The sequence below is a fragment of the Staphylococcus sp. HMSC061G12 genome (assembly GCF_001838465.1).
In the GTDB taxonomy this organism is placed as follows: domain Bacteria; phylum Bacillota; class Bacilli; order Staphylococcales; family Staphylococcaceae; genus Staphylococcus; species Staphylococcus simulans.
Genome location: NZ_KV837161.1, coordinates 1 through 24,468, shown reverse-complemented (window position 1 = coordinate 24,468; position 24,468 = coordinate 1). Strand labels below are relative to the sequence as shown.

At 36.2% G+C, this 24,468-nt stretch carries 20 protein-coding genes and 2 tRNA genes; 18 read left to right on the top strand and 4 right to left on the bottom strand.

Annotated elements, in window-relative coordinates; translation table 11 throughout:
* Positions 1-103: 103 nt before the first annotated feature.
* The 5 genes from HMPREF2937_RS12020 (at position 104) to HMPREF2937_RS12000 (ending at position 6,556) form a co-directional block, all read left to right on the top strand.
* Entirely contained in the window at positions 104-1,030 is a 927-nt protein-coding gene (locus tag HMPREF2937_RS12020) for a DUF2232 domain-containing protein (RefSeq protein ID WP_172954256.1), read from the top strand.
* 14 nt (positions 1,031-1,044) lie between these two features.
* Positions 1,045-3,012, top strand: a complete 1,968-nt coding sequence (locus HMPREF2937_RS12015) for a DHH family phosphoesterase (RefSeq protein ID WP_070864675.1) — start codon at positions 1,045-1,047, stop codon at positions 3,010-3,012.
* A complete protein-coding gene (rplI, locus tag HMPREF2937_RS12010; protein ID WP_002480283.1) occupies positions 3,009-3,458 on the top strand; it encodes a 50S ribosomal protein L9 in 450 nt (149 codons plus the stop codon). Before HMPREF2937_RS12015 ends, rplI begins: the two co-directional genes overlap by 4 nt.
* Positions 3,459-3,489: 31 nt before the next feature.
* On the top strand, positions 3,490-4,887 hold the full coding sequence (dnaB, locus tag HMPREF2937_RS12005) for a replicative DNA helicase (protein ID WP_002480282.1): 1,398 nt from the start codon (positions 3,490-3,492) through the stop codon (positions 4,885-4,887).
* 382 nt (positions 4,888-5,269) lie between these two features.
* A complete protein-coding gene (locus tag HMPREF2937_RS12000) occupies positions 5,270-6,556 on the top strand; it encodes an adenylosuccinate synthase (protein ID WP_002480281.1) in 1,287 nt (428 codons plus the stop codon).
* Between the two features lie 113 nt (positions 6,557-6,669).
* Here the strand turns inward: HMPREF2937_RS12000 and HMPREF2937_RS11995 are convergent, their stop codons facing one another.
* The gene (locus HMPREF2937_RS11995) at positions 6,670-7,563 is read right to left on the bottom strand and encodes a YitT family protein (protein WP_002480280.1); all 894 of its coding nucleotides are present in this window, start codon (positions 7,561-7,563) and stop codon (positions 6,670-6,672) included.
* Between the two features lie 107 nt (positions 7,564-7,670).
* Between HMPREF2937_RS11995 and HMPREF2937_RS11990 the strand changes: the two genes are divergently transcribed.
* The 12 genes from HMPREF2937_RS11990 to HMPREF2937_RS11940 all read left to right on the top strand — a co-directional run bounded on the left by HMPREF2937_RS11990 (position 7,671) and on the right by HMPREF2937_RS11940 (position 19,131).
* Positions 7,671-7,745, top strand: a tRNA-Glu gene (locus HMPREF2937_RS11990).
* 5 nt (positions 7,746-7,750) lie between these two features.
* Positions 7,751-7,823 (top strand) — tRNA-Asp (locus HMPREF2937_RS11985).
* Positions 7,824-8,196: 373 nt separating this feature from the next.
* On the top strand, positions 8,197-8,895 hold the full coding sequence (yycF, locus tag HMPREF2937_RS11980) for a response regulator YycF (RefSeq protein WP_002480279.1): 699 nt from the start codon (positions 8,197-8,199) through the stop codon (positions 8,893-8,895).
* 11 nt (positions 8,896-8,906) lie between these two features.
* Positions 8,907-10,736 (top strand): cell wall metabolism sensor histidine kinase WalK, encoded by a 1,830-nt coding sequence (gene walK / locus HMPREF2937_RS11975; RefSeq protein ID WP_002480278.1) that lies wholly within the window; start codon positions 8,907-8,909, stop codon positions 10,734-10,736.
* A complete protein-coding gene (locus HMPREF2937_RS11970) occupies positions 10,726-12,060 on the top strand; it encodes a YycH family regulatory protein (RefSeq protein WP_070864673.1) in 1,335 nt (444 codons plus the stop codon). Before walK ends, HMPREF2937_RS11970 begins: the two co-directional genes overlap by 11 nt.
* Positions 12,057-12,845 (top strand): two-component system regulatory protein YycI, encoded by a 789-nt coding sequence (locus tag HMPREF2937_RS11965; protein ID WP_070864671.1) that lies wholly within the window; start codon positions 12,057-12,059, stop codon positions 12,843-12,845. The genes HMPREF2937_RS11970 and HMPREF2937_RS11965 overlap by 4 nt, the downstream gene beginning before the upstream one ends.
* A gap of 295 nt (positions 12,846-13,140) precedes the next feature.
* Entirely contained in the window at positions 13,141-13,941 is an 801-nt protein-coding gene (locus HMPREF2937_RS11960) for an MBL fold metallo-hydrolase (RefSeq protein WP_031262349.1), read from the top strand.
* Positions 13,942-14,388: 447 nt separating this feature from the next.
* The gene (gene rlmH, locus HMPREF2937_RS11955) at positions 14,389-14,868 is read left to right on the top strand and encodes a 23S rRNA (pseudouridine(1915)-N(3))-methyltransferase RlmH (RefSeq protein ID WP_070864669.1); all 480 of its coding nucleotides are present in this window, start codon (positions 14,389-14,391) and stop codon (positions 14,866-14,868) included.
* 79 nt (positions 14,869-14,947) lie between these two features.
* A complete protein-coding gene (locus tag HMPREF2937_RS11950) occupies positions 14,948-15,514 on the top strand; it encodes a hypothetical protein (RefSeq protein WP_257245417.1) in 567 nt (188 codons plus the stop codon).
* A gap of 15 nt (positions 15,515-15,529) precedes the next feature.
* Positions 15,530-15,679 (top strand): hypothetical protein, encoded by a 150-nt coding sequence (locus HMPREF2937_RS14140; RefSeq protein WP_257245416.1) that lies wholly within the window; start codon positions 15,530-15,532, stop codon positions 15,677-15,679.
* A gap of 215 nt (positions 15,680-15,894) precedes the next feature.
* Positions 15,895-17,577 carry a trypsin-like peptidase domain-containing protein gene (locus HMPREF2937_RS11945; RefSeq protein ID WP_070864668.1) on the top strand — a complete coding sequence of 561 codons (1,683 nt, stop codon included), beginning with the start codon at positions 15,895-15,897 and terminating at the stop codon, positions 17,575-17,577.
* A gap of 360 nt (positions 17,578-17,937) precedes the next feature.
* Positions 17,938-19,131, top strand: coding sequence for an FAD/NAD(P)-binding oxidoreductase (locus HMPREF2937_RS11940; protein ID WP_070864666.1), 1,194 nt, complete (start codon positions 17,938-17,940; stop codon positions 19,129-19,131).
* A gap of 79 nt (positions 19,132-19,210) precedes the next feature.
* On the opposite strand, the gene HMPREF2937_RS11935 is transcribed toward HMPREF2937_RS11940, so the two are convergent.
* From HMPREF2937_RS11935 to HMPREF2937_RS13850, 3 genes are all read right to left on the bottom strand, one after another.
* On the bottom strand, positions 19,211-21,211 hold the full coding sequence (locus tag HMPREF2937_RS11935) for a CocE/NonD family hydrolase (RefSeq protein WP_070864665.1): 2,001 nt from the start codon (positions 21,209-21,211) through the stop codon (positions 19,211-19,213).
* Positions 21,212-21,377: 166 nt separating this feature from the next.
* Positions 21,378-21,935 carry a hypothetical protein gene (locus HMPREF2937_RS14135; RefSeq protein ID WP_257245415.1) on the bottom strand — a complete coding sequence of 186 codons (558 nt, stop codon included), beginning with the start codon at positions 21,933-21,935 and terminating at the stop codon, positions 21,378-21,380.
* Positions 21,936-21,972: 37 nt separating this feature from the next.
* Positions 21,973-22,533: a hypothetical protein gene (locus tag HMPREF2937_RS13850; protein WP_070864664.1), complete on the bottom strand. Its 561-nt coding sequence runs from the start codon at positions 22,531-22,533 to the stop codon at positions 21,973-21,975.
* A gap of 334 nt (positions 22,534-22,867) precedes the next feature.
* Here HMPREF2937_RS13850 and HMPREF2937_RS11920 point away from each other — a divergent pair, with 334 nt between their 5' ends.
* Positions 22,868-24,082 carry a PDDEXK-like family protein gene (locus tag HMPREF2937_RS11920; RefSeq protein ID WP_083326954.1) on the top strand — a complete coding sequence of 405 codons (1,215 nt, stop codon included), beginning with the start codon at positions 22,868-22,870 and terminating at the stop codon, positions 24,080-24,082.
* Positions 24,083-24,468 lie beyond the last annotated feature (386 nt).

Below are 24,468 nucleotides of genomic sequence, written 5' to 3'. Positions count from 1 at the left end.
AATTGAACTTTATCTATGCTGTTAAAAACATGTAGCAAGCTAGTGATATCAAGTAGGTGATTCTTGCCAACTATGTTAAAATAATTCTTATAGTTACTAAAGTATAGGAGTGGCGAATTTGTTTGCAAAAATAGACCTGAAGGCGACGCTACTTGCAACATTGGCATTGCTGATTATTGTGGCAGTCACCTATGTTATACCGGTTGCCGGACTCATCTTATTTTTTATTGCAACGGTGCCTGGTATTATTCTATGGCATAAGTCTATTATGTCTTTCGGTATTGCCGCACTGATTACAGTTATTTTAACTGTCCTGTTCGGAAGTGAGGGTGTACTGAGTTATATCATCTTCATTTTGATTTTGAGTTTGATAGTAGGGCAATTATTAAAAGAACGTACATCGAAAGAACGTATACTCTATATCGCAACTACATATATGAGTATCATCAGTTTGGCAGGCTTTATGCTGCTTCAAGTCTTCGATAAACTTCCGCTTTCACAAGTGCTTGTGAAACCATTTAAAGATCAAATGTATCAAGCAATGGCAATGAGTGGACTAGATGCTTCTTCACGTAGTGTGTTAGAAGAAGGTTTTAGACAATTAGCAGTTCAATTACCTAGTTATACGATTATCGTTATTTTTATTATGATACTCATTAACTTGATTGTATCGTTTCCGATTTTACGTAAGTTTAAAATAGCAACCCCAGTGTTTAAACCGTTATATGCATGGCAGTTTAAACGTGTACTCGCATACATTTATTTTATAGTATTGCTTTGTGTCATGTTCGCAACGCAACCTGGCACGTTCCAAAGTATCGTTTTAAATATGCAAGTTATCTTATCATTCATTATGTTCATCCAAGGTTTAAGTTTCATTGCTTACTTTGCGAAAGCGAAACGTATGCCGGTAGGTGTGGGCATTTTATTAATGGTTATAGGATTTTTACTGACACCTGTGATACCGATTATCGGCTTACTGGGTGTTGTAGATATTACATTCAATTTAAAACGATTTATTAAAAAATGATTTGAGGTGACAGAATGAATCGTCAATCTACGAAGAAAGCACTGTTTATTCCTTTCTTGCTTATGGTATTAACTGCAATCGCATTAGTTGTTGTTTGGTTTATCTTTAACCAATTGATTGCTGGTATCGCAACTGCAGTCTTACTTGTGATGATTATTATCAGTGCATCTGCGTTTCGTAATGCATTCATACGATTAGATCAATATGTAGATGATTTAAGCGGACAGATATCAGCTGGCAATAGTATCGCGATTAAAAGTTTGCCAATTGGCATCATTGTTCTTGATGAGAATGAAGATGTAGAATGGATGAACCATTTCATGTCTGAACGATTGGATCGTAATGTTATCTCAGATCCGATAAATGAAGTGTACCCGAACATTCTGAAACAATTAGAGAAGACGCAAGAGATTGAAATTACAGATGGCAATTATCATTATCGTGTGCGTTATTCAGAAGATGAACACGTCTTATATTTCTTTGATATTACCGAAGAAGTACACACGTATGAATTATATGAAGAGTCGAAACCAGTTATCGCAACCTTATTCCTTGATAACTACGATGAAATCACACAAAATATGAACGATACACAGCGTTCTGAAATCAACTCTATGGTCACACGTGTCATCAGTCGTTGGGCTTCTGAGTATGATATCTATTTCAAGCGTTATAGTTCAGACCAATTCGTAGCGTATTTAAACCGTCGTATTCTTGACCAATTAGAAGAATCAAATTTCGACTTGTTGCGAAACCTACGTGAAAAGAGTGTAGGTTACCGCGCACAATTGACATTAAGTATTGGTGTCGGTGAAGGTTCAGAGAACTTGATTGACTTAGGGGAATTATCACAATCAGGTTTAGACTTAGCCCTTGGCCGTGGTGGTGACCAAGTCGCAATCAAACATATCAATGGTAATGTAAGATTCTATGGTGGTAAGACTGACCCGATGGAAAAACGTACGCGTGTACGTGCCCGTGTTATCTCACATGCTTTAAAAGATATCTTGATGGAAGGCGACAAAGTTATCATTATGGGACATAAACGTCCTGACTTAGACGCAATCGGTGCAGCTATAGGTGTTTCACGCTTTGCGATGATGAATAACTTAGATGCTTATGTTGTATTAAATGAAGAAGATATCGATCCGACATTACGTCGTGTGATGGATGAAATTGATAAGAAACCAGAATTAAAAGAACGTTTCATCACATCAGATGATGCGTGGGATATTATGACATCGAAAACGACATTAGTTGTTGTTGATACACATAAACCAGAAATGGTATTAGATGAGAACATTTTAAATAAAGCAAACCGTAAAGTCGTGATTGACCATCACCGTCGTGGTGAAAGCTTTATATCTCATCCATTATTGGTATATATGGAACCTTATGCCAGCTCTACAGCTGAGCTTGTGACGGAACTCCTTGAATACCAACCGACAGAACAACGTCTGACAAGATTAGAATCAACGATTATGTATGCAGGTATTATTGTCGATACGCGTAACTTCACATTACGTACAGGTTCAAGAACCTTTGATGCGGCAAGTTACTTAAGAGCACATGGTGCAGATACGATCTTGACGCAGCATTTCTTAAAAGATGATATTGATACGTACATTAATCGTTCAGAACTTATCCGTACTGTGAAACTACAAAGCAATGGTATTGCGGTGGCACACGGATCTAATGATAAAATCTATCACCCTGTTACAGTTGCACAAGCTGCAGACGAATTGTTAAGTTTAGATGGTGTAGAGGCCTCTTATGTAGTGGCTAGACGAGAAGATGACTTAGTGGGTATTTCAGCCCGTTCACTCGGCTCTATCAACGTCCAACTGACAATGGAAGCTTTAGGCGGCGGTGGACATTTAACAAATGCTGCCACGCAAATTAAAGGTGTAACAGTAGATGAAGCAGTAGAACAATTACAACAAGCAATAGATGAACAAATTAGTAGGAGTGAAGGACAATGAAAGTAATTTTCACACAAGATGTTAAAGGTAAAGGTAAGAAAGGCGAAGTTAAAGACGTACCTGTAGGCTACGCACAAAACTTCTTATTCAAGAAAAATGTTGCAGTAGAAGCAACACCAGGTAACTTGAAACAATTAGAACTTAAAAACAAACGTGCTGAAGAAGAAAGAGAACAAGAAATCGAAGATGCGAAAGCATTAGCAAAACGTCTTGAAGACATCGAAGTAGAAGTCACAGCTAAATCAGGTGAAGGCGGCAAATTATTCGGTTCTGTCAGCACAAAACAAATTGCACAAGCCTTACAAAAACAACACGATATCAAAATTGATAAACGTAAAATGGACTTACCTAACGGTATCCATGCCTTAGGTTATACAAATGTACCAGTAAAATTAGACAAAAAAGTCGATGGTACAATCCGTGTTCACACTGTTGAACAAAAATAAGCAATGAAATAATTAGAGGTGTAATCAAAAAATGGATGGAATGTATGAACAAAACCAGATGCCGCATAACAACGAAGCTGAGCAATCTGTCTTAGGTGCCATTATTATTGATCCACAGCTCATGGGGGAAACTCAGGGAGTCTTACTTCCTGAGTCCTTTTATAGAGGCGCTCACCAACACATCTTCCGTGCGATGATGCACCTCTTTGAGGAAAATAGTGAAATAGATGTCGTAACCTTAATGGACCAGCTGACATCTGAAGGGACATTGAGTGAAGCGGGTGGCCCGCAATATCTTGCGGAGCTCGCAAGCAATGTGCCGACGACAAGAAATATTGAGTACTATCGCGAGATTGTTTATAAATTAGCTGCGAAACGTAATTTGATTCGTGTCGCAGATCAAATCGCGAAAGACGGTTATGATTCAGAACTTGATTTAGATGATATTTTAAGTGATGCAGAGCGTAAGATTTTAGAACTCGCATCTACGAGAGAATCTGAAGGGTTTAAAGATATCAGAGACGTCTTAGGACAAGTTTATGAGAATGCTGAAGAGTTAGACCAAAACAGTGGTCAAACACCAGGTATCCCGACAGGCTATCGTGATTTAGACCAGATGACTGCAGGCTTTAACCGAAATGATTTAATCATTTTAGCTGCACGTCCTTCGGTAGGTAAGACTGCCTTCGCATTGAATATTGCGCAAAAAGTTGCGACCCATGAAAGTAATTATACGGTCGGTATCTTCTCGCTAGAGATGGGTGCAGACCAATTAGCAACACGTATGATTTGTAGTTCAGGAAATGTAGACTCGAACCGTTTACGTACTGGGACGATGACAGATGAAGACTGGAATCGTTTCACAGTAGCAGTCGGTAAGTTATCTAAAACGAAAATCTTTATTGATGATACACCGGGTATCAGAATTACAGATTTACGTTCTAAGTGTCGTCGACTCAAACAAGAGCATGGTTTAGACATGATTGTGATCGACTACTTGCAGTTGATTATGGGAAGCGGTTCTCGTATGTCTGATAACCGTCAACAAGAAGTATCTGAAATCTCAAGAACGTTAAAAGCGATTGCACGTGAATTAGAATGTCCGGTTATTGCACTGAGTCAGTTATCTCGTGGTGTTGAACAACGACAAGATAAACGCCCGATGATGAGTGACATTCGTGAATCAGGTTCTATCGAGCAAGATGCGGATATCGTTGCTTTCTTATACCGTGATGATTACTATAATCGTGAAGACGGTGAAGAAGATGACGATGGCGGCATGGAACCTGTCACAAATGATGATAATGGTGAAATTGAAGTCATTATTGCGAAGCAGCGTAACGGCCCGACAGGAACTGTTAAATTGCACTTCATGAAGCAATACAACAAATTCACGGACATTGATTATGCACATGCAGATATGATGTAAAAATTAAAAATGAAATTATAGATGAATTTAAAAGACCAAACGCGCGTTTTGGTCTTTTTTTAATGGGAAATTAGAAAAAATAAGGCGAAATAGAAACGAATTTAAAAATATTTTTACGTACAATAAACTGGTATTAGGTTTTAATGTACGGTTTTAAGTCGATTTAAAAGGGTTATTTTGTCAATAAGTATGTGTAATATAAAGTGTGATAAACGGTATAAAACATTGGTATTAAAGGGTTTATATTACTTTTTCGGAAGTTTGAGTGTTCACTGAACTGCCAAAAATCTGTAATATTTAATGTTCGTTTTCTATTTGCATTACACGCTTACAATTGATAGAATATTGAATGGTTAATTGAGAATAACTTGGAGGTGCTCTTATGTCATCAATCGTAGTTGTTGGGACACAATGGGGAGACGAAGGTAAAGGTAAAATCACAGACTTTTTAGCAGAACAAGCGGACGTTATTGCACGTTTTTCAGGCGGAAATAACGCAGGACATACAATCAAATTCGGCGGAGAAACTTATAAATTACACTTAGTGCCATCAGGCATTTTCTATCAAGATAAACTATCTGTTATCGGTAACGGTGTTGTAGTTGATCCGGTTGCATTATTAAAAGAGTTGGACGCATTAAATGAACGCGGCATTCCAACAAATAATTTGCGTATTTCAAATCGTGCACAGGTTATTTTGCCTTACCACTTATTACAAGATGAGTATGAAGAACGTCTTCGTGGTGATAACAAAATCGGTACGACTAAGAAAGGTATCGGCCCAGCATACGTTGATAAAGCACAAAGAATCGGTATCCGTATGGCGGATTTATTAGACAAAGAAACATTCGAACGCTTATTAAAAGCAAATCTTGAACACAAAGCAGCATACTTTAAAGGTATGTTTAATGAAGAAGCACCAGCTTTCGAAGATATCTTCGAAGAATACTATGCAGCTGGTCAACGCTTAAAAGAATATGTAACAGACACACCTAAATTATTAGATGATGCACTTGTAGCTAATGAACGTGTATTATTCGAAGGTGCACAAGGGGTTATGTTAGACATCGACCATGGTACATACCCATTCGTTACATCAAGTAACCCGATTGCTGGTAACGTTACTGTCGGCGGCGGTATCGGACCAACATCAGTATCTAAAGTTATCGGTGTATGTAAAGCGTATACGTCACGTGTAGGTGATGGTCCATTCCCTACTGAACTATTCGATGAAGATGGTCATCATATCCGTGAAGTAGGTCGCGAATATGGTACAACTACAGGACGTCCACGTCGTGTCGGCTGGTTCGACTCAGTGGTATTACGTCATTCACGTCGTGTAAGTGGTATTACTGACTTATCTATCAACTCAATCGACGTTTTAACTGGTTTAGATACAGTTAAAATCTGTGTTGCGTATGAGTTAGATGGTGAAGAAATCACTGAATACCCAGCAAACTTAAACGCGTTGAACCGTTGTAAACCAATTTACGAAGAATTACCAGGTTGGTCTGAAGATATTACAGGCGTACAATCATTAGAAGAATTACCAGATAACGCACGTCGTTACTTAGAACGTATTTCTGAGTTATGTAACGTAGGTATCTCAATCTTCTCTGTAGGTCCAGACCGTACACAAACAAATATGTTAAAACCTTTATGGTCATAATTTAAAAATAACAAGTTGTAATTACAGCAACTTAAAATCAATGATATAGAAAAATGCAATGCGGGTATGAACCTGCATTGCATTTTTTGTATTCATAAAGCTTATGATGAAGTTTAATGAATTTTTTTCTTACGATGGTGTCCGCCACGTACTTCAGAAACATTACCGAAGGATAAGAAGGCGTTCGGATCGATTTGAATAACGACTTCTTTTAATTTCGCTTCCTCAACACGTGTGATGACTGTGAAGACGACTTTACGCGGATCGCCTGTATAGGCACCCTCTGCGTGTAAGTACGTCACACCACGCCCTAAACGGTCGTTAATCGCTTCTCCAATTTCTTTATACTCATCACTAATAATCCAGACCGCTTTTGATTCATCTAAACCGATTAAAATTAAATCAATCATTTTAAAAGCGATGAAATAAGCGACAACACTGTACATGGCACTTTCCCATGTGAATACAAAACCAGCGACTGCGAAAATAAAGAAGTTGAAGATCATCACGATTTCACCGACTGAAAATGGCAGACGGTTATGCACGAGAATGGACATAATTTCTGTTCCATCCATACTACCGCCGGCACGGATGACTAAACCGACACCGATACCGACAATGGCACCACCGAAGATGGTGATAAGTAAAGGTTCTCTAACGACTGCAGGGATATCATGGAGCAACATAGTTCCGATAGATAAGACAGTAATCGCATAAAGCGTAGATACCGCAAATGTTTTACCGATCTGTTTATAACCTAAGAAGAAAAACGGTAAGTTAAGAATAAAGATAAACACACCGAGTGATAAACCTGTTAGATGAGATAAGATAATCGAAACACCGACGATCCCGCCATCTAACAATTTATTTGGAACTAAGAAGAGTTCAAGTCCTACTGCCGTAAGCATTGAACCTATCGTTAAGAAAAGGATACGTATAATAATTTGTGTGAGAGACAGTTTTTTCTCTTTCTTTGTATGACCCCCAGAGTGCGTGGATTGATTCATAATTTGCCTCCTAAAATGGGTTATGTAAAAATTATACAAAAAAACTTTAAAAATTGCTTGTGTTTTTTTAAAGAGCTGTGCTATAATCTATCTTGTGCTTGAAAAACGGCTCCTTGGTCAAGCGGTTAAGACACCGCCCTTTCACGGCGGTAACACGGGTTCGAGTCCCGTAGGAGTCACCATTTTAGGTCTCGTAGTGTAGCGGTTAACACGCCTGCCTGTCACGCAGGAGATCGCGGGTTCGATTCCCGTCGAGACCGTACAATGCTCATCCAATAGGGTGGGCATTTTTATTTTGTCTTTTTCTTGTTTTATGTTTAAGATAGTTAGTTTTATAATTAGATAACGTGCTATTAAAAAACAAAATCAAGGTATAAAATGTAATGAAATGTTACAATAGCATAAACATGCATGAATCCTCTCTTTTAGACATCCCCATTTCTGCAATCCACATAAAATTTACAATATCTTCACATAATGTCTTTTACCCGAAAAAATAGATAGTCAATAATAGAATTAATTTGGCATGAAAAATAGAATTGGCGTGCTAGAAATGGTAAATTATATAGTAGATACTTATGTCTAAATAAAATTATTCATGTACGATTATGATTAGAAATGAGGTTTAGGATTATGGCGAGAAAAGTAGTTGTAGTAGACGATGAAAAACCTATTGCTGATATTCTAGAATTTAACTTGAAAAAAGAGGGTTATGAAGTCTTTTGTGCATATGACGGAAATGATGCGATTGACTTAATTTATGAAGAAGAACCAGACATCGTACTCTTAGATATTATGCTTCCAGGCAGAGATGGTATGGAAGTCTGCCGTGAAGTACGTAAGAAATATGAAATGCCGATTATTATGTTGACGGCAAAAGACTCAGAAATTGATAAGGTGCTTGGTTTAGAACTAGGTGCGGATGACTATGTGACGAAACCTTTCAGCACACGTGAATTGATTGCACGTGTGAAAGCGAACTTACGTCGTCAATATACACAACCGCAAGAAGCAAATAATGCACCGAACGAAATTAAAATTAAAGATATTGTCATCTACCCAGATGCGTATTCTATTAAGAAACGCGGCAAAGATATTGAATTGACACATCGTGAATTTGAATTGTTCCATTATTTAGCGAACCATATGGGACAAGTTATGACACGTGAACACTTACTGCAAACGGTATGGGGCTATGATTATTTCGGTGACGTACGTACGGTCGATGTTACAATCCGTCGTTTAAGAGAAAAAATCGAAGATGATCCGTCACATCCAGAATATATCGTGACACGCCGCGGTGTCGGATACTTCTTGCAGCAGCACGACTGAGGCCATAGGATATGAAATGGCTTAAACAATTTCAGTCCCTTCACACGAAGCTCGTGATTGTTTATGTCTTGTTAATTATTATTGGGATGCAGATTATTGGTTTATATTTTACCAATAACTTAGAACGTGAATTAACACAGACATTCAAAAATAATATTTCGCAGTATGCGAAACAAATAGAGATTAACGTGGAGAAGGTCAATGAAGAAGACAAATCAGTCAATACGCAAAAAGAGATTCAAGAATTACTTAATGAATATGCGAACCGCCAAGAAATTGAACAAATCAACTATATTGATAAAGATCAAATTATAGTCGCGTCGACGAAACAATCTTCTAACAGTATCATTAATCAAAAAGCCAATGATACTTCTATTCAAAAGGCACTTTCATTAGGACAAGCGAATGACCATACGATGCTGAAAGACTATGGTAAAGGTAAACAGCGTGTATGGATCTATAACTTGCCTGTGAAGTCGTCTAAAGGTGTCATCGGTGATATTTATATTGAAGCGGATATCGATAGTGTTTATGACCAATTAAACAACTTTAACCAAATCTTCATTGTAGGTACTGCGATTTCTTTATTTATCACAGGATTACTCGGATTCTTCATTGCGCGTACGATTACTAAACCGATTACGGATATGCGTAACCAAACGGTTGAAATGTCAAAAGGTAATTATACGCAACGTGTAAAAATCTATGGTAATGATGAAATCGGTGAACTGGCATTAGCCTTCAACAACTTGTCAAAACGTGTACAAGAAGCACAAGCGAATACGGAAAGTGAGAAACGTCGTTTGGACTCAGTTATCACACATATGAGTGATGGGGTCATTGCGACGGACAGACGTGGACGTGTGCGTATTGTGAATGATATGGCATTAAAGATGTTAGGTATGTCTAAAGAAGATGTTATGGGTTACAACATGCTGGGTGTCTTAGATTTAGAAGATGAATTCGCGTTAGATGAGATGCAGGAAAATAATAATAGCTTCTTGTTAGATATTAATGAAGCGGAAGGTATTATTGCGCGTGTCAGCTTCAGTACGATTGTACAAGACACTGGCTTTGTGACAGGTTACATTGCGGTGTTACATGATGTAACAGAACAGCAACAAGTAGAACAAGAACGTCGTGAATTCGTTGCGAATGTTTCACATGAGTTGCGTACGCCGTTAACTTCTATGAACAGTTATTTAGAAGCTCTAGAAGAAGGCGCTTGGCAAGATCCTGAAATTGCACCGCAGTTCTTATCTGTAACAAGAGAAGAAACGGTACGTATGATTCGCTTGGTTAATGACTTATTGAATTTATCACGTATGGATAATGATACAGAACAAATCACTAAAGAAATTGTGGACTTTAATATGTTCATTAATAAAATCATCAACCGTCATGAGATGGCTTCAAAAGATGTAACATTTGTGCGTGACATTCCTGATGAAACTATCTTTGCGGAAATTGATCCAGATAAGATGACGCAAGTGTTTGATAACGTCATTACGAATGCGATGAAATACTCACGTGGCAGCAAGCGTGTTGAGTTTCACGTGAAACCGAATCCATTGTATAACCGTATGACGATTCGTATTAAAGATAATGGTATTGGTATTCCGATTAATAAAGTGGATAAAATCTTTGATCGTTTCTTCCGTGTAGATAAAGCACGTACACGTAAGATGGGCGGTACAGGTTTAGGTCTTGCGATTTCAAAAGAAATTGTGGAAGCACATAACGGACGTATTTGGGCAAATAGTGTCGAGGGACAAGGTACCTCAATCTTCATCACATTACCGTGTGAAGTTATAGAAGATGGTGATTGGGATGAGGCATAAAGAAGCAGCGAAATCCGTGATTCTCACACTTTTAGTCTTAATGAGTATTGTGCTGACATATTTAATGTGGAACTTCTCACCAGACCTTGCGAATCTTGAAAGCCAAGATAATAAAAAAACAAATCAGAATACCATCGGCAAAGCGAATTCAGAACCTATGGCGAGTGTCATTTCACCGTATCAAGTGGTGTATTCGAATGATGATAAGTTCACAGGTGCTTTAGAAACCCGTACGATTAACCGTAATATTGTGAAGGTATTAAAGAATCAAGAGGTTGAAGATGCTCATGAAGTCTATCATGCGCATAACCTATTTATTCCAGAACTCAGCGATAACTTCTTGGTGTTAGACTTTGCGTATGATATGCCTTTATCTATGTATTTGGGTCAAGTCTTGAATATGGATGCGAAGGTCTCAAATAAGTATGAGTTCAATCGTTTATTGATTGATGCAGAGCAAAAGGATACAGCAGTCATTTATGCCATCAGCAGTGACCATCACCGTGTGATGCGTATGACAACATCTATTCCAAGCAACAAGGTTAATGACTTAGTAGGTAAAATCAAACCGAATTTAATACCGTTCGCAGATATTATTACGAATAGAAATACAATTGATGCGGCAACGCATATCTTTGCGCCTGAAAAGCCGCAACATTTAAAAACGTACCGTACGATTTTTAATCACATTAGTGTGGAAACGATGAATTCGATACTCTTTAATGATTCTGTAGTGGTGCGTAGTACGAAAAGCGGTAATACGACTTACAACAATAATACAGGTGTCGCAACATATGATTCTAAAAATGAACTCTATCGTTATATGAACTTATCTGAAGATGAATCAAAATCTAAGAATATGTTAGAAACGATTCCTAGTACATTCGACTTTATTAACGCACATGGTGGTTTTACAGATGATTTCCGCCTCTTTGATACGGATGATGAGTCTGGTGAATTAACTTATCAAATGTTTTTAAATGGTGTACCTGTATTTAACGAAAATAACTTAAGTACCATCCAAGTGGCTTGGGGTGAGAAAGGTGTTTTCAGTTATGGACGCTCTTTATTAAAAAGCAATATCACCATTGATAGCGGTGAAGAAAAGGAAAAACTCCCTGGCGCAGAAACAGTACGTTCTAACTTAGCAAATAATCCATCCATCGACTTTAAGAAAATAACGAATATCACGATTGGTTATACGATGAAAGATCGAGAAGAAGATGACATGGAAGTTCAGCGTAATAGTGAGTATGTACCACAGTGGTATGTGCAGTATGATGGTGAATGGTATGCTTACGAGAATGGAGGGCTTAAGTCATGAATTGGAAGTACGCAAAGACACTCTTCATTTTCGTGTTCCTCATCATCAATATTATGTTAGCTGTGATGTATGTGAATAAAATCAACAAATCTTACATTAATGATGCTGAAGGGAATAATGAGGTCAATTTTAGACAAGAAGAAATCAGTATTCCCAAAGAATTACCGGATGTCAGAGGATTGAAAGTTCAACTAGTCACAGGCCGTTCTAAAGATTTCACGAATTACGCGAAATCAAAAGACGAAGTTAAAACAGAAGATGATGGTAAAATCGCACAAGGTAACATCAGCCCACCGATCAGCGTCAGCAATGATCAAGTAACCAGCCTTAAAATGTACATGAAGAAAAATATTTATAAAGGTGAAGATTACCAATTATTTAGTACAGATAATAACGAAGAAACGTTCGAACAAACTTTTAATGGTTTGCCGATTATGAACAATGATAAAGCAATGTTGAAGTTTAAAATTAATGATGACGAAGAAGCGAGCAGTTATCGCCAAACAGCGCTACATGAGCTCAGTACTTCAAAAGGTGAAAATAACGAAGCACAACATGTCATCAGTGCGCGTAATGCGATTGAAGCTTTATACTTCAACCGTTATTTAAAACGTAATGATGCGGTCACTAATATTCGTTTAGGATATTACTCAGTAGTGAGAGAAACCAATGTTCAAGTTCTCCAAGCAAGTTGGGAGATTAAAGTTAATCACGCTGGCAGTACCAAAACGAAAACGTACTATGTTGAAGCGACTTCAAAAAATCCGAAGATTATTGTGAGATAACCAACAATATAAAATAAGCAAAGAGGAGTATCATGAGATTAATCTGATGGTACTCCTCTTATACATAGGATGTTCAATGTGTGAAACTATTTCATCTGATATGGTGGGCAGCTGTATCAATTAGGTGTACAATAGATAAGTAAAAATTAAAAAAGATGAGGGACGGCACTGTTCGGCCACTCAAACGGCAGTATGACCAAGCCGTATTTTTAACAAACAGCTCATAATTTGAGATAATAATTAAAATGTATTCGGATGTCCAAAATAAATAGAAACAGTTAGAAACTTAGAAAGGGTGAATCGCTTGATACGTATGAGCGTACTTGCGAGTGGTAGTACAGGCAATGCCACTTATGTAGAAAGTGATAAAGGAAGCCTGCTCGTTGATGCTGGATTAACTGGCAAGAAGATGGAAGAACTCTTCAGTAAGATTGATAAAAATATTCAAGATTTAAATGGGATTTTAGTCACGCATGAACACATTGACCATATTAAAGGATTAGGTGTTCTTGCGCGTAAATATAAATTACCGATTTATGCCAACGAAAAAACTTGGCAAGCGATAGAAAAGAAAGACAGCAAGATTCCAATGGATCAAAAATTCATTTTCAATCCATATGAAACACATTCATTAGCTGGATTCGATATTGAATCATTCAATGTGTCACATGATGCGATTGATCCGCAATTCTATATTTTCCATAATAACTACAAAAAATTTACGATGATTACAGACACAGGCTATGTTTCAGACCGTATGAAAGGTATGATCAGAGGCAGTGATGCCTTCATGTTTGAAAGTAACCATGATGTAGATATGTTGCGCATGTGTCGTTACCCTTGGAAAACTAAACAACGTATCTTAGGTGATATGGGGCACGTCTCAAATGAAGATGCGGCAATGGCAATGTGTGATGTCATTACAGGCAACACGAAACGTATTTATCTTTCTCACTTATCACAAGATAACAATATGAAAGACTTAGCGCGTATGAGTGTAGGACAAGTCTTAAATCATCATGATATTGATACAAATAAAGAAGTTCTACTATGCGATACAGATAAAGCAGAACCTACACCGATTTATACAATATAAATAAGTTTGAGACAGCCAATGAAGCGAACCACTTCATTGGCTGTTTTTTTACGAAGAAAAGTAAAAAAACACGCAAAAGTCATCACAAAAAACGGAAAAAGTGTAGATAAAACTTAGGGAGAAAATGTATAATTTCTAAGGTAGTGTGCACGTAGGGTAGTTATTCACAATTTTGTGTAAAGAAAGCGTAAAACTGTGAATAACTATGTAAGACTGACCTCAAAGTTATGCACAAAATGAGGATAAGTTACCCACATTTGTGCACAATCCACAGAGAAATACCCACATTATTAACAGAGTTATCCACATATCTACAAGTTAACCACAGAAATGTGGGTAAAATACACAAGAATAGCAGTGAATTTATATACATAAGCCACTTATTAAGACAGTAAGCTGTGAATAGGTGGATAACTCGAATAACTATTCAGATATAAGGAGAATGTGATGAAGATAACTGTACTTGCCGTAGGCAAATTAAAAGAAAAATACTGGAAACAAGCCATTGCAGAATACCAAAAACGCTTAGGTGCCTATACAAAAATAGAAATCATCGAAGTTCCTGATGAAAAAGCACCAGAAAATATGAGCGATAAAGAAATAGAACAAGTGAAACAAAAAGAAGGACAACGACTACTAGTGAAAGTAAAACCACAATCCATAGTCATTACATTAGAGATTAAAGGTAACATGTTAACATCAGAGGGATTAGCTAAAAACCTTCAACAACGTATGATTCAAGGTCAAAGTGACTTTACCTTCATTATCGGAGGATCAAATGGCTTGCATCAAGACGTCCTAGACAGAAGTAATTACGCCTTATCCTTCAGCAAAATGACTTTCCCTCACCAAATGATGCGTGTCATCTTACTTGAACAAGTATATAGAGCATTCAAGATCATGCGCGGGGAAGCGTATCACAAATGATGCGGTTTTTGTTAAGACTAATAATATGTAAATATAAATTAAACTAAAATATTTAATAGATACAATTACGGGCCACTCTTTGGGAGGACGTGATGCGATAATTGTAGGTATTAGTAACGATATTGAGAATGTGGTTGTTTATAATCCTGCACCGTTAACGGTTAAAGATGTTCGAAGATTTGTAAAGCGACCAACATCTAATCTTAATGATATAGGAAAAGATGAATATATAGAGTCATTTATCAAAAATTATGATGGTAACATATTAAGAATTGTTTCGGATAAGGACGAATTAGATGGTATCGTAAAACATTTACAGTATGTATCAGCAGGTAATGAAATAATTATCAAAAATGGAAAAAGGCATTCAATGGTTGGATTTTTAGGAAAACGAGAACAACGTGAGATTAAAGCTGAATTAGAAAAGCTAAAGGAATATCAAGATGCAAATAATAAATCCTTTATGTTTGCGAAAAAGCAAGCGTCAAATAAACTACAACAAATTAAAACATTGAAAGCGAATATGGTACAAGCAAGTGGTGGTGCATTATCATCATCTCAACAAAAGCTATTAGAATCTTTAACAGCACTTTCAATAACTGAAAGTTTAAGTCAAATGGTAGAAGAAGAAATACACCAGTTATGAAAGATGTATGCTGATATGGAAAAATTGTTTGAAAAAAATTGGGAAGATGCTCAAGAAACTGGAAATACACTGGGGAATCATCTCTCTAATGGAGAAGTACTTGACGCTCTAGATGCGGGAAATGTTAACGAAAATAAACTATTACTATTTCATAACCATGGATAGAAACCTCATTAATTCGGTTGATGAGATAACTTAACGGTTATCTCTCAATCGAATTTTTTATTAATTAACACTCCATTTTTCTGGAACATTTTAACTACTAAAAATAGTCAATTAAATCTTTAAAAATATATTGCTATACCTAGTTAAAAAGGATATGCTTATGAGGAAATAAGGGTGTGCCCATTTCATAGATAGAAATAAGGGGATGAGGTCTGATGAATCAAGGATTCTCAATGGGTAAATATGTATATAGTTTTATATTAATTTTAATGTTGATGGGTTGCGTGTTCGTGATTCAAAATAACAGTGCACACGCGTCAGAAACGAATCAAGAGATCGAGGGACAAGTTAATCAGAGAGCAGCTGTTACAACTGATAAAGAAGCGGCTATAGGAAGCGAAGAACAGGTTACAAACCACTCACAGAATGGGCCACAACTTTCTACACAAAATAGCGTTGAAGCTACACATTCTCCAATAATGCCAAAGCAACAGACAGAGTTAAAACAACCTCAAGTTGTATCAACTGAAGCGGTACAAACACCTCCGATTGTACCTAATAAACCACTTCAAAAAACATCTAATGTAATCACAAAACAGAATACTAAAGTATCGCCACCAGTTAAAAGTATTAAAAAAGCAGCTCCAGTTAAATCTCAATCAGTTAAACCAATAAAAGCAGTACCTTCAAACGTTAAACAAACAAAGGCTAAAACAACTTTTACGAGTCCGAAAGGGATCAAACCACAACACTTATCAAGCTCAGTTAAAAAATCTAAACCAGCTGTTAAAAAAGTTGCTAAAAAAGCACCTGTAACTAAAAAATCAAAAGTAGTGTCAAAATCTAAAATAGTAAAAGCAAAGCCAAAAGCAAACACTAAATCAAAACCAAAAGCTAAAACAGTAAGTAAGAAAAAGGCACCAGTTGTTTCTAAAAAGAAAGCATCAGCAGTACCAAAGAAAAAAGTTCAATTGTTATTTACAACAGTAAAGAAAGCACCTGTTAAAAAGAAAACAGTAGTAGTCACAACGAAACCTAAAACAGCTCCAAAGCCAGTACCTAAGGTTGCGCCTAAGCCGAAAGCTCCAGTAAGCAATTACTATAATCAAGCACCAAAACTTTGGCCAAAAGGGATACCTGGTAGTGAGAATGTTCGAGACTTCGGGCAGACTACCTATGCCTCAGGTATCAATGATGCATTAAAAATTATGAAAGCCTCTGGTAATAAAGGGGTAACGATTAATCATACAACAGCTAAAGCAGCTAATATTGCGACGATATTTAACTACAATCCAACGACTAAAAAGCTGACTTATGGCACAGGTACCGCAATTGGAAAACACACAATTCTAACTGCGAATCATGTGGTCAACGATTCACAAGCACGTAAACCGATGACACCTTCAAAAGTACAAAACTTAAGAATAGATTTATTACGAGAAGGTTCGAAAGTAGCACGTACTGTTACCGTTACAGGCGTTAAGATGCTTCAATATGGAGATGTCGCGTTGTTGTATACGAAAGAAGATTTATCTCAATATATGACCGTACGTAAAATCGCACCAGAAACATCCATCACGAAAATTAAAGCGAATACATCTATCCATATGTATCATTATGGTTTACCAGCTGGAAAATTTAAAAATGATCTAATGGGTACGATGTATCATTCAACTGGTAAATACTCTATGATGGCACGTAATGTGAATCCTATTGGTTATTATCAGATGATGGCTGAACCTGGATCTTCAGGTGGGGCAGTATTAAACAGTAAAAATGAAGTATTAGGTGTACATGCTTTCAGAATTGCTTCTGGAGAATATCAAAAATATAATATGAATACGATGGCAGAATTAAGAGGTAAACTACGTCAGGAAGTTATCAAGAACATTAAGTAAAGAGTTTTGTCATAAACGACTATTCACTTATTAGACAATATTAGCGATTGTTTTAATAATGAGTAGTCGTTTTTTTATTTTTAATGATGCCAGTTATGTAGTTTTTACTATAAACAAAGAATTTATGAAAAATACGGGGTCTATTAAGTGTTTCGTGTAACTGTGAGGGTAAAATATATAATAGGATTATTTTTAAGGGGATTAAATGGAATCTATTATTTATACATCATTGATATACAAATAAATACCCCTAAAGGCATTTGACTTATATCGATGTATCTTTTAATATACCCCTAGAGGTATTTTTGAGAAGCTAATCAAGATCAGTCATCAATCATAAAATAAAGGAACGTGGTAAAGATGGCTCAACATTATAAAGTGGTCATTATAGGTGGCGGTACAGCTGGTATCACAGTGGCAGCGCGACTTTTAAGACAGAGAAAAGATTTAAAAGGACAAATCGCAATTGTTGATCCTGCGTCAGATCATTATTATCAACCTTTATGGACGTTAGTAGGTGCAGGGGCATCAAAATTAGAATCCACACGTAAAAGTATGAAACAAGTACTTCCTAAGGGTGTTGATTGGATTAAACAAGCTGTTCAGCAATTTAATCCAAAAGAGAATCGCATCCAACTAGATAATGAGAAACAAGTCAGTTATGACTATTTAGTGGTATGTCCAGGCTTACAAGTGAATTGGTCTGATGTGAAAGGACTTAAAGAAAATATCGGCAAAAATGGTGTGTGCTCTAACTATGCACCACAATATGCGAAAGAAACCTGGAATCAATTGTCTAATTTTAAAGACGGAAATGCGATATTCACCCATCCGAATACAGCGGTTAAATGTGGTGGGGCACCTATGAAAATTATGTTTTTAGCTGAGGATTACTTCAGAAAACATAATATGCGCAATCAAGCGAATGTTATCTTTGAGACCGCAAAACCTGCGATGTTCGAAGTGGATAAATATAAAAAGCCTTTAGAACGTATTGTTGAAGAAAGAGGCATTAATGTAGATTATCAACACCACTTAATCGCAATTGATGGCGAACAAAGAAAAGCAACTTTTGAAAACTTACAAACAGGTGAGACTAAAACATTAGATTATGAGATGTTGCATGTCACACCGCCCATGGGACCTTTAGATGTCGTTAAAAACAGTGCGCTAGCAGATGATGCAGGTTGGGTAGATATCGACCCTACGACAATGCAGCACAAGACATACAACAATGTCTTTTCGTTAGGTGATGCTTCTAACTCACCAACATCTAAAACAGGTGCCGCAATTAGAAAACAAGCACCAGTTGTTGTGAATAACTTACTACAAGTGATGAATCAAGAAATGCTGACACATCATTATGATGGTTATACATCATGTCCAATCGTGACAAGTTATAATACGATGATGTTAGCTGAGTTTGATTATAATAAAAAACCAAGAGAAACGATGCCATTTAACCAAGCTAAAGAACGTAGAAGTATGTATATCTTGAAGAAAGATATCTTACCAAGAATGTATTGGTACGGTATGTTAAAAGGCTTGATGTAAGTAGTTAAAAAGTTCATATTGAACTGTTTGTATTTAACCAGAAAAAGAGGGTGGGACGTCTTGTCTCACCCTCTTAACTTTATACAAAGTTACGTTTATACTTTTTGTGCCATTCTTTTTCAAAGCAGTGTTGCTCATTATTATAGGCAATAAGTTTATTATAGAGATAGAAGTAAGTTTCATCACACCACATCTCACTAATCGTTTCGACTCTTGTATCGATGTCATCATCTTTGACCACTACATCCCAGGTACATTTAACATAAGCAGATAATGGATTATCTTCGACAATCACAAAGTCATTATAGTTTTCTGTACCATACGTAATATTTAAATGCGGTAAGTTTCTTAAGCCTTCATCTGAGTAATCCGCTAACACCCACTTATCCTCAGTAAGTTGCTTAATCACATTTCTTGTTCGACTGCCTTCTCTGATAACTTCTTTCTCTAAAGGTTCTGCTGTTTCTGAATGTGGATAATTTAAAGTAACTGCTTTAAAATCATTCACATAAGGTACTTCGATTTTTGAGTTTGTTAAATCCACATCTAAGTTCACAATTTCAGCAGAAGGCCAAACTTGAGGCCAATAGGTTGGTGACATAGAAACTTCTAACTGATGTCCTTTTGGTAAGTTATAACCAATAACATCCAGTGGAAATTCGACATCGACATATTCATCAATAGGTAAGGCTTCAGGGAACTCATGACTCTTATGATGATTGATGTTGAATTGACCTCTCGTAATTAAAGTCTTCTTACCGTTAGGATGTACATCTGACAATCTGACATGAATATTAGCTTGTTCTTTATCAGATTTCACACGCAGCTTTGCGATAGGCATACCAATCATATTGATGTCTGTATCTCGTGTTTTTAGTAACACTGTCGTTGCTAACGCATTATCAATTGTTTGGTCATCTGGTAAATCCCCTTCTTGTCCAAATGGACAGAAGACGCCTGAGTACAGCCCGTGATGTTGACGGTTAATTAATCTCACAGTACCTTCTGAATCTTTTGGGGTATCTTGATGATTCACTTGTTCTTGTAGTAAATCTAACCATTTACCATCACGGTATGAATAAGAGGTTTGAGGTTCTACTGAATCTTGAAGATATACTAAGAATTCATCTTGATGTGTTGTATCTTTAGTTGAGCCCATCCATTTATCTAACCATTCTAATACTTCTTGAAGATAACCTATTTGAGGGCCAGGTATCGCAAGATCAGGGAACTCATGTGCCCAAGGACCGACAATGGCCTTTTTAGGTACATTTAAGTTATTCATTAAACGAAAGACAGCGTTTGGATATGCATCTGCCCAACCGCTCATTGTAAGAACTGGAATTTGAATATCAGAGTAATTCTCATTGACTGAACCATGTTTCCAGTAACTGTCTCTTGTTTGATGTTCTACCCATTTTTCTACAAATGGCGGTGTATTTTCTAATCTATCTAGCCACATATCATACCATCTATCACCGACAAATTTAGGGAATGGAGGACGAGCATTATACGCAAACATCGTAGACGCCCACCACAACATGTCTGAAGCCATCATTGTGCCGCCGCGATAATGAACATCATCTGCGTACCTGTCATCTGTCGAACATAATGTGATGATAGTCTTTAAGGCTTCGGGTTGTCTTGCGGCAATCTGCAAACCATTGAAACCGCCCCATGATTTACCAATCATCGCGACAGAACCATTAGACCAAGGTTGTTTCGCAATCCATTCAATGACTTCTACACCATCATCTTGTTCGATTTTTGGATACTCATCCTCAATGATACCTTCTGAATCTCCAGTACCTCTAATATCTACTCTGATCGCAGTATAACCATGTCCTGCGAAGTATTTATGCCTAATTTCATCTCTTAAAGCAGTGAAATCATCTTTTCTGTATGGTAAATATTCTAATACCGTTCCTTTATTCACACCTTCCATAACAGGTGACCAAATTTTAGCTGAAAGCTTTGTGCCATCTGACATGGTAATCCATGTATGATGTGTGATTTCGACCTCATAAGGCATATCTTTCAAAATGTTAATCTTATTATAATCTACATCAAAAACACCCATTTATTATGAATCCTCCTTATTTTAGCCATTTAAAACAATCTCTTTATCACTTTTGAATCATATCTATTCTCATTCATAGAGTTTATAACGTCAAACTTATACATTAGCTGTAATCAAGGAAGGTAAAATAAAAAAGGATTGAGCAATCACACTCAATCCTCGTTTATTAAGGTAAAGTCACATGTATTTCATCGAACTTATCATTCATCATGCCATCCCAAAATTCTACTGTACCATTTTGATTAACTATGAAAGTATAAGAGCCATGTCCTGATTTATTATTCGCAGGAATTTTCCACATTCCGCCATCTTGCATAATTAGTTCTGGTTGTTGAAACTTAATTTTTGAAGCGTCTCCGCCTTCACTTTGATTAATGGCAGCGATTAGATAATCGAAGACATTATCTCTGTTCACTTGTAAATCAGAGAATTCTTCTTTATTAGCAGTACCACTACCTGAATCGCCACTAATTTTAACAGTTTCACTTCCGTCAGTAGCTTGTACTTCTTGTTGATTACTTGTCGATTCATCTGACTGACCTATGTTTTCAGTGTTATTAGACTCAGCTTCTGACTCATCATTTTCTTCACCTTGTTTTAATTGTGCTTCTAATTTCTTTTTCTCTAATTCGACTTCTTGATATTTGTTGTATCCAAAGAAACCCACAGCACCTATGATTCCAAGTACTAATACGACGGATAAAATTACTAAAAGCTTATTCATATGTTAGTTCCCCTTATTATATGTGTATTACGTTAGATTATTGACTTTCCGCTTCCATCGCATTTGTTCTTCTATCCCTTTGTTCAACTTCATCATTCGTAAGCGTACTTGGATCACGTTCCATTAATTGTGAATTGTCACCAGAAATGTCTGCGCCTGGCTCAGGAATTTCTCCTCTGGCAGCTTTTTCATACATTTCTTTTTGTTTTGCATACTCAGCATCTGGATCATAAGAGCTACTTGGTGATTCTGATGTATTTTTAGAAGATGCTTGGTTATTATTGTTTTGATTTTGTGCAGGTTGAGTTTCTTTTATAGGTGCTTGAGGTGCTTGGGAAGCGCTAGTATCGTTTTGTGTTTGGTCATATGCTTCTCGTGTATTACTTTCTTCACTATTCACTGCTTCAGTGTTATTTTCGTTGTCTTCTTGTTCTTTTTTCTTTTGTTTCTCTTTTGCTTTTTTCTCTTTTTCTTCAGCTATTTTAGTTTCTTCTTTTTTCAGTTCCAAATCTTTATAACTGCCATACGCAAAGACAATCGCAATGCCTAATGCAGCTACAAGTGCTACAATTCCTAAACTAACAACAATCTTTTTCAATACACTATCTCCCATCTTTAACGTTGTTATTAATAGAATAATCTATTTAACAAACCTTTCATAGAACTTTTTTAATAAATAGAGAACCTTTTAGTTTTATGTAATAAAGTTAGAGTTGCTAAATTGAAATAACTAATAAAGTAGATGTTTTTCTTTATTAAGATGCATAGAAATAAGTGGATAAATCCGCTTAAATAACTTAGGAAAAGCGATACTTAAATTGAAAGTGTTGATGATATAATAAATGAATAAATTAGAAGTTGTGCTTATAAATGACATAGCTGACTAAAAGAAGCTTTAAATATAGATAAAGAAAACATCAAGGAGCAGCTGAATGAATAATGATGAACAAGCATTAATGGAATTTCTGAAAGACATTGATTCTTTGAAAGAAATTGAAAAGTATTCCAACCAGTTTAATTTGTTTGAAATACTTGGTGTTGTGAACACCGAAATACGTCACAGTAATATGTTGGCTTGGTTATTGAATCCAAATGAGATTCATGGGCTTGACGATGCCTTTATTAAAAGTTTAATTCGAGCTTATATTGAATGCTCAGAGTCCAAAAAAGATCAACAAACAATCTTTAAGTTATTATTAAATGACTTTGACGATGCGAAAGTGTTACGAGAGTGGAATAACATTGATTTATTAGTCGTGTCAGAACAAAATCAAACGCTTATTGTGATTGAAAACAAGATATGGAGTAAAGAATCTAAGTATCAATTGAAGAAGTATCAAGATAAGGTGGAACAATTCTATAGCGGTTATGAGAAATTATTTATATTCTTAACACCGCATGGTGAAGAAGCTAGTAATGTTGAGGTATGGTCCAATATCTCTTATAACCAAATCATTGAATGTATCGATGAAACTATGGTGAATAAAAAAGCAATGATGCATCCACAAGCAGTAGATTTTATTGAACAGTATATTGATATTTTAAGGAGGCATATCGTGGGAGACGAAGCATTAGAAAAAATTTGTGGTGAGATTTATGCCAAACATAAGAGAGCATTGGATTTAATCTATGAATATAAACCAGATACATTAAGTGAAATCTCTAAAATGTTGCAGACATATATACCTGAACATGAAAACCTAATCTTAGATCAAAGTAGCAAAGGTTATATCAGATTTACAACTAAAAATTTAGAACGTATTATGCCTAAAAATAATACTGAAATCCCTTGGACTGATAGTGGTAGAATCCTTCTGTTTGAGATTAAGAATAATAGCCATTTCACAGGGGTTACTTTGTTGATTGGTCCAGGAGAAAATGAAGTAAGGACAGATATGCTTAATATTGCGCTTCAACATAGTAAGGTCTTTAAAGTCTTCAGAAAAAAATTAACACGTAAACATCATACAATTTACTCTAAGAATTTTTATACACATTCTAATGAAGGCGTAATGAGTCATGAAGAAGTGCTAGAAAAAGTTAAACAAGCATTCGATAAGTTTCTTAAGAACGATTTAAATAAATTAGAAGAGAAGTTAATAGAAGGCTATATGAATAATGAGAAAGCCACAGTCGATAATGTTTGAAAACCGTCATAATATTATCTTCGTATATTATGTTAAAGTTAAATTGGGATAATTATTAGGGGAACTAAGAAAGGTGTTCTCTTTATATGGAAGATATTTCACTAGTTCTTTTCATAGGTATAACTGTCTTCTGTTCAACGTTAATTAGTTCTACAATAACTAAGAAATGTTTTGGTTCAAAATCGTGGCCTGTAAAGATAGTGTTGAACTTTGTGATATTCTTAGTTATTTATCTTGTAGCATTTGGTATTTATTATTTTTTGAGATATTGATATTTTGAAAGAAAAAACTCTGCAGTACACTGGTTAAGTCAGTGATGCTGCAGAGTTTTATTATGTGTATAGCTTTAAAGTTTGGCTCTTTGTCAAATTCGGTTGATATATAAA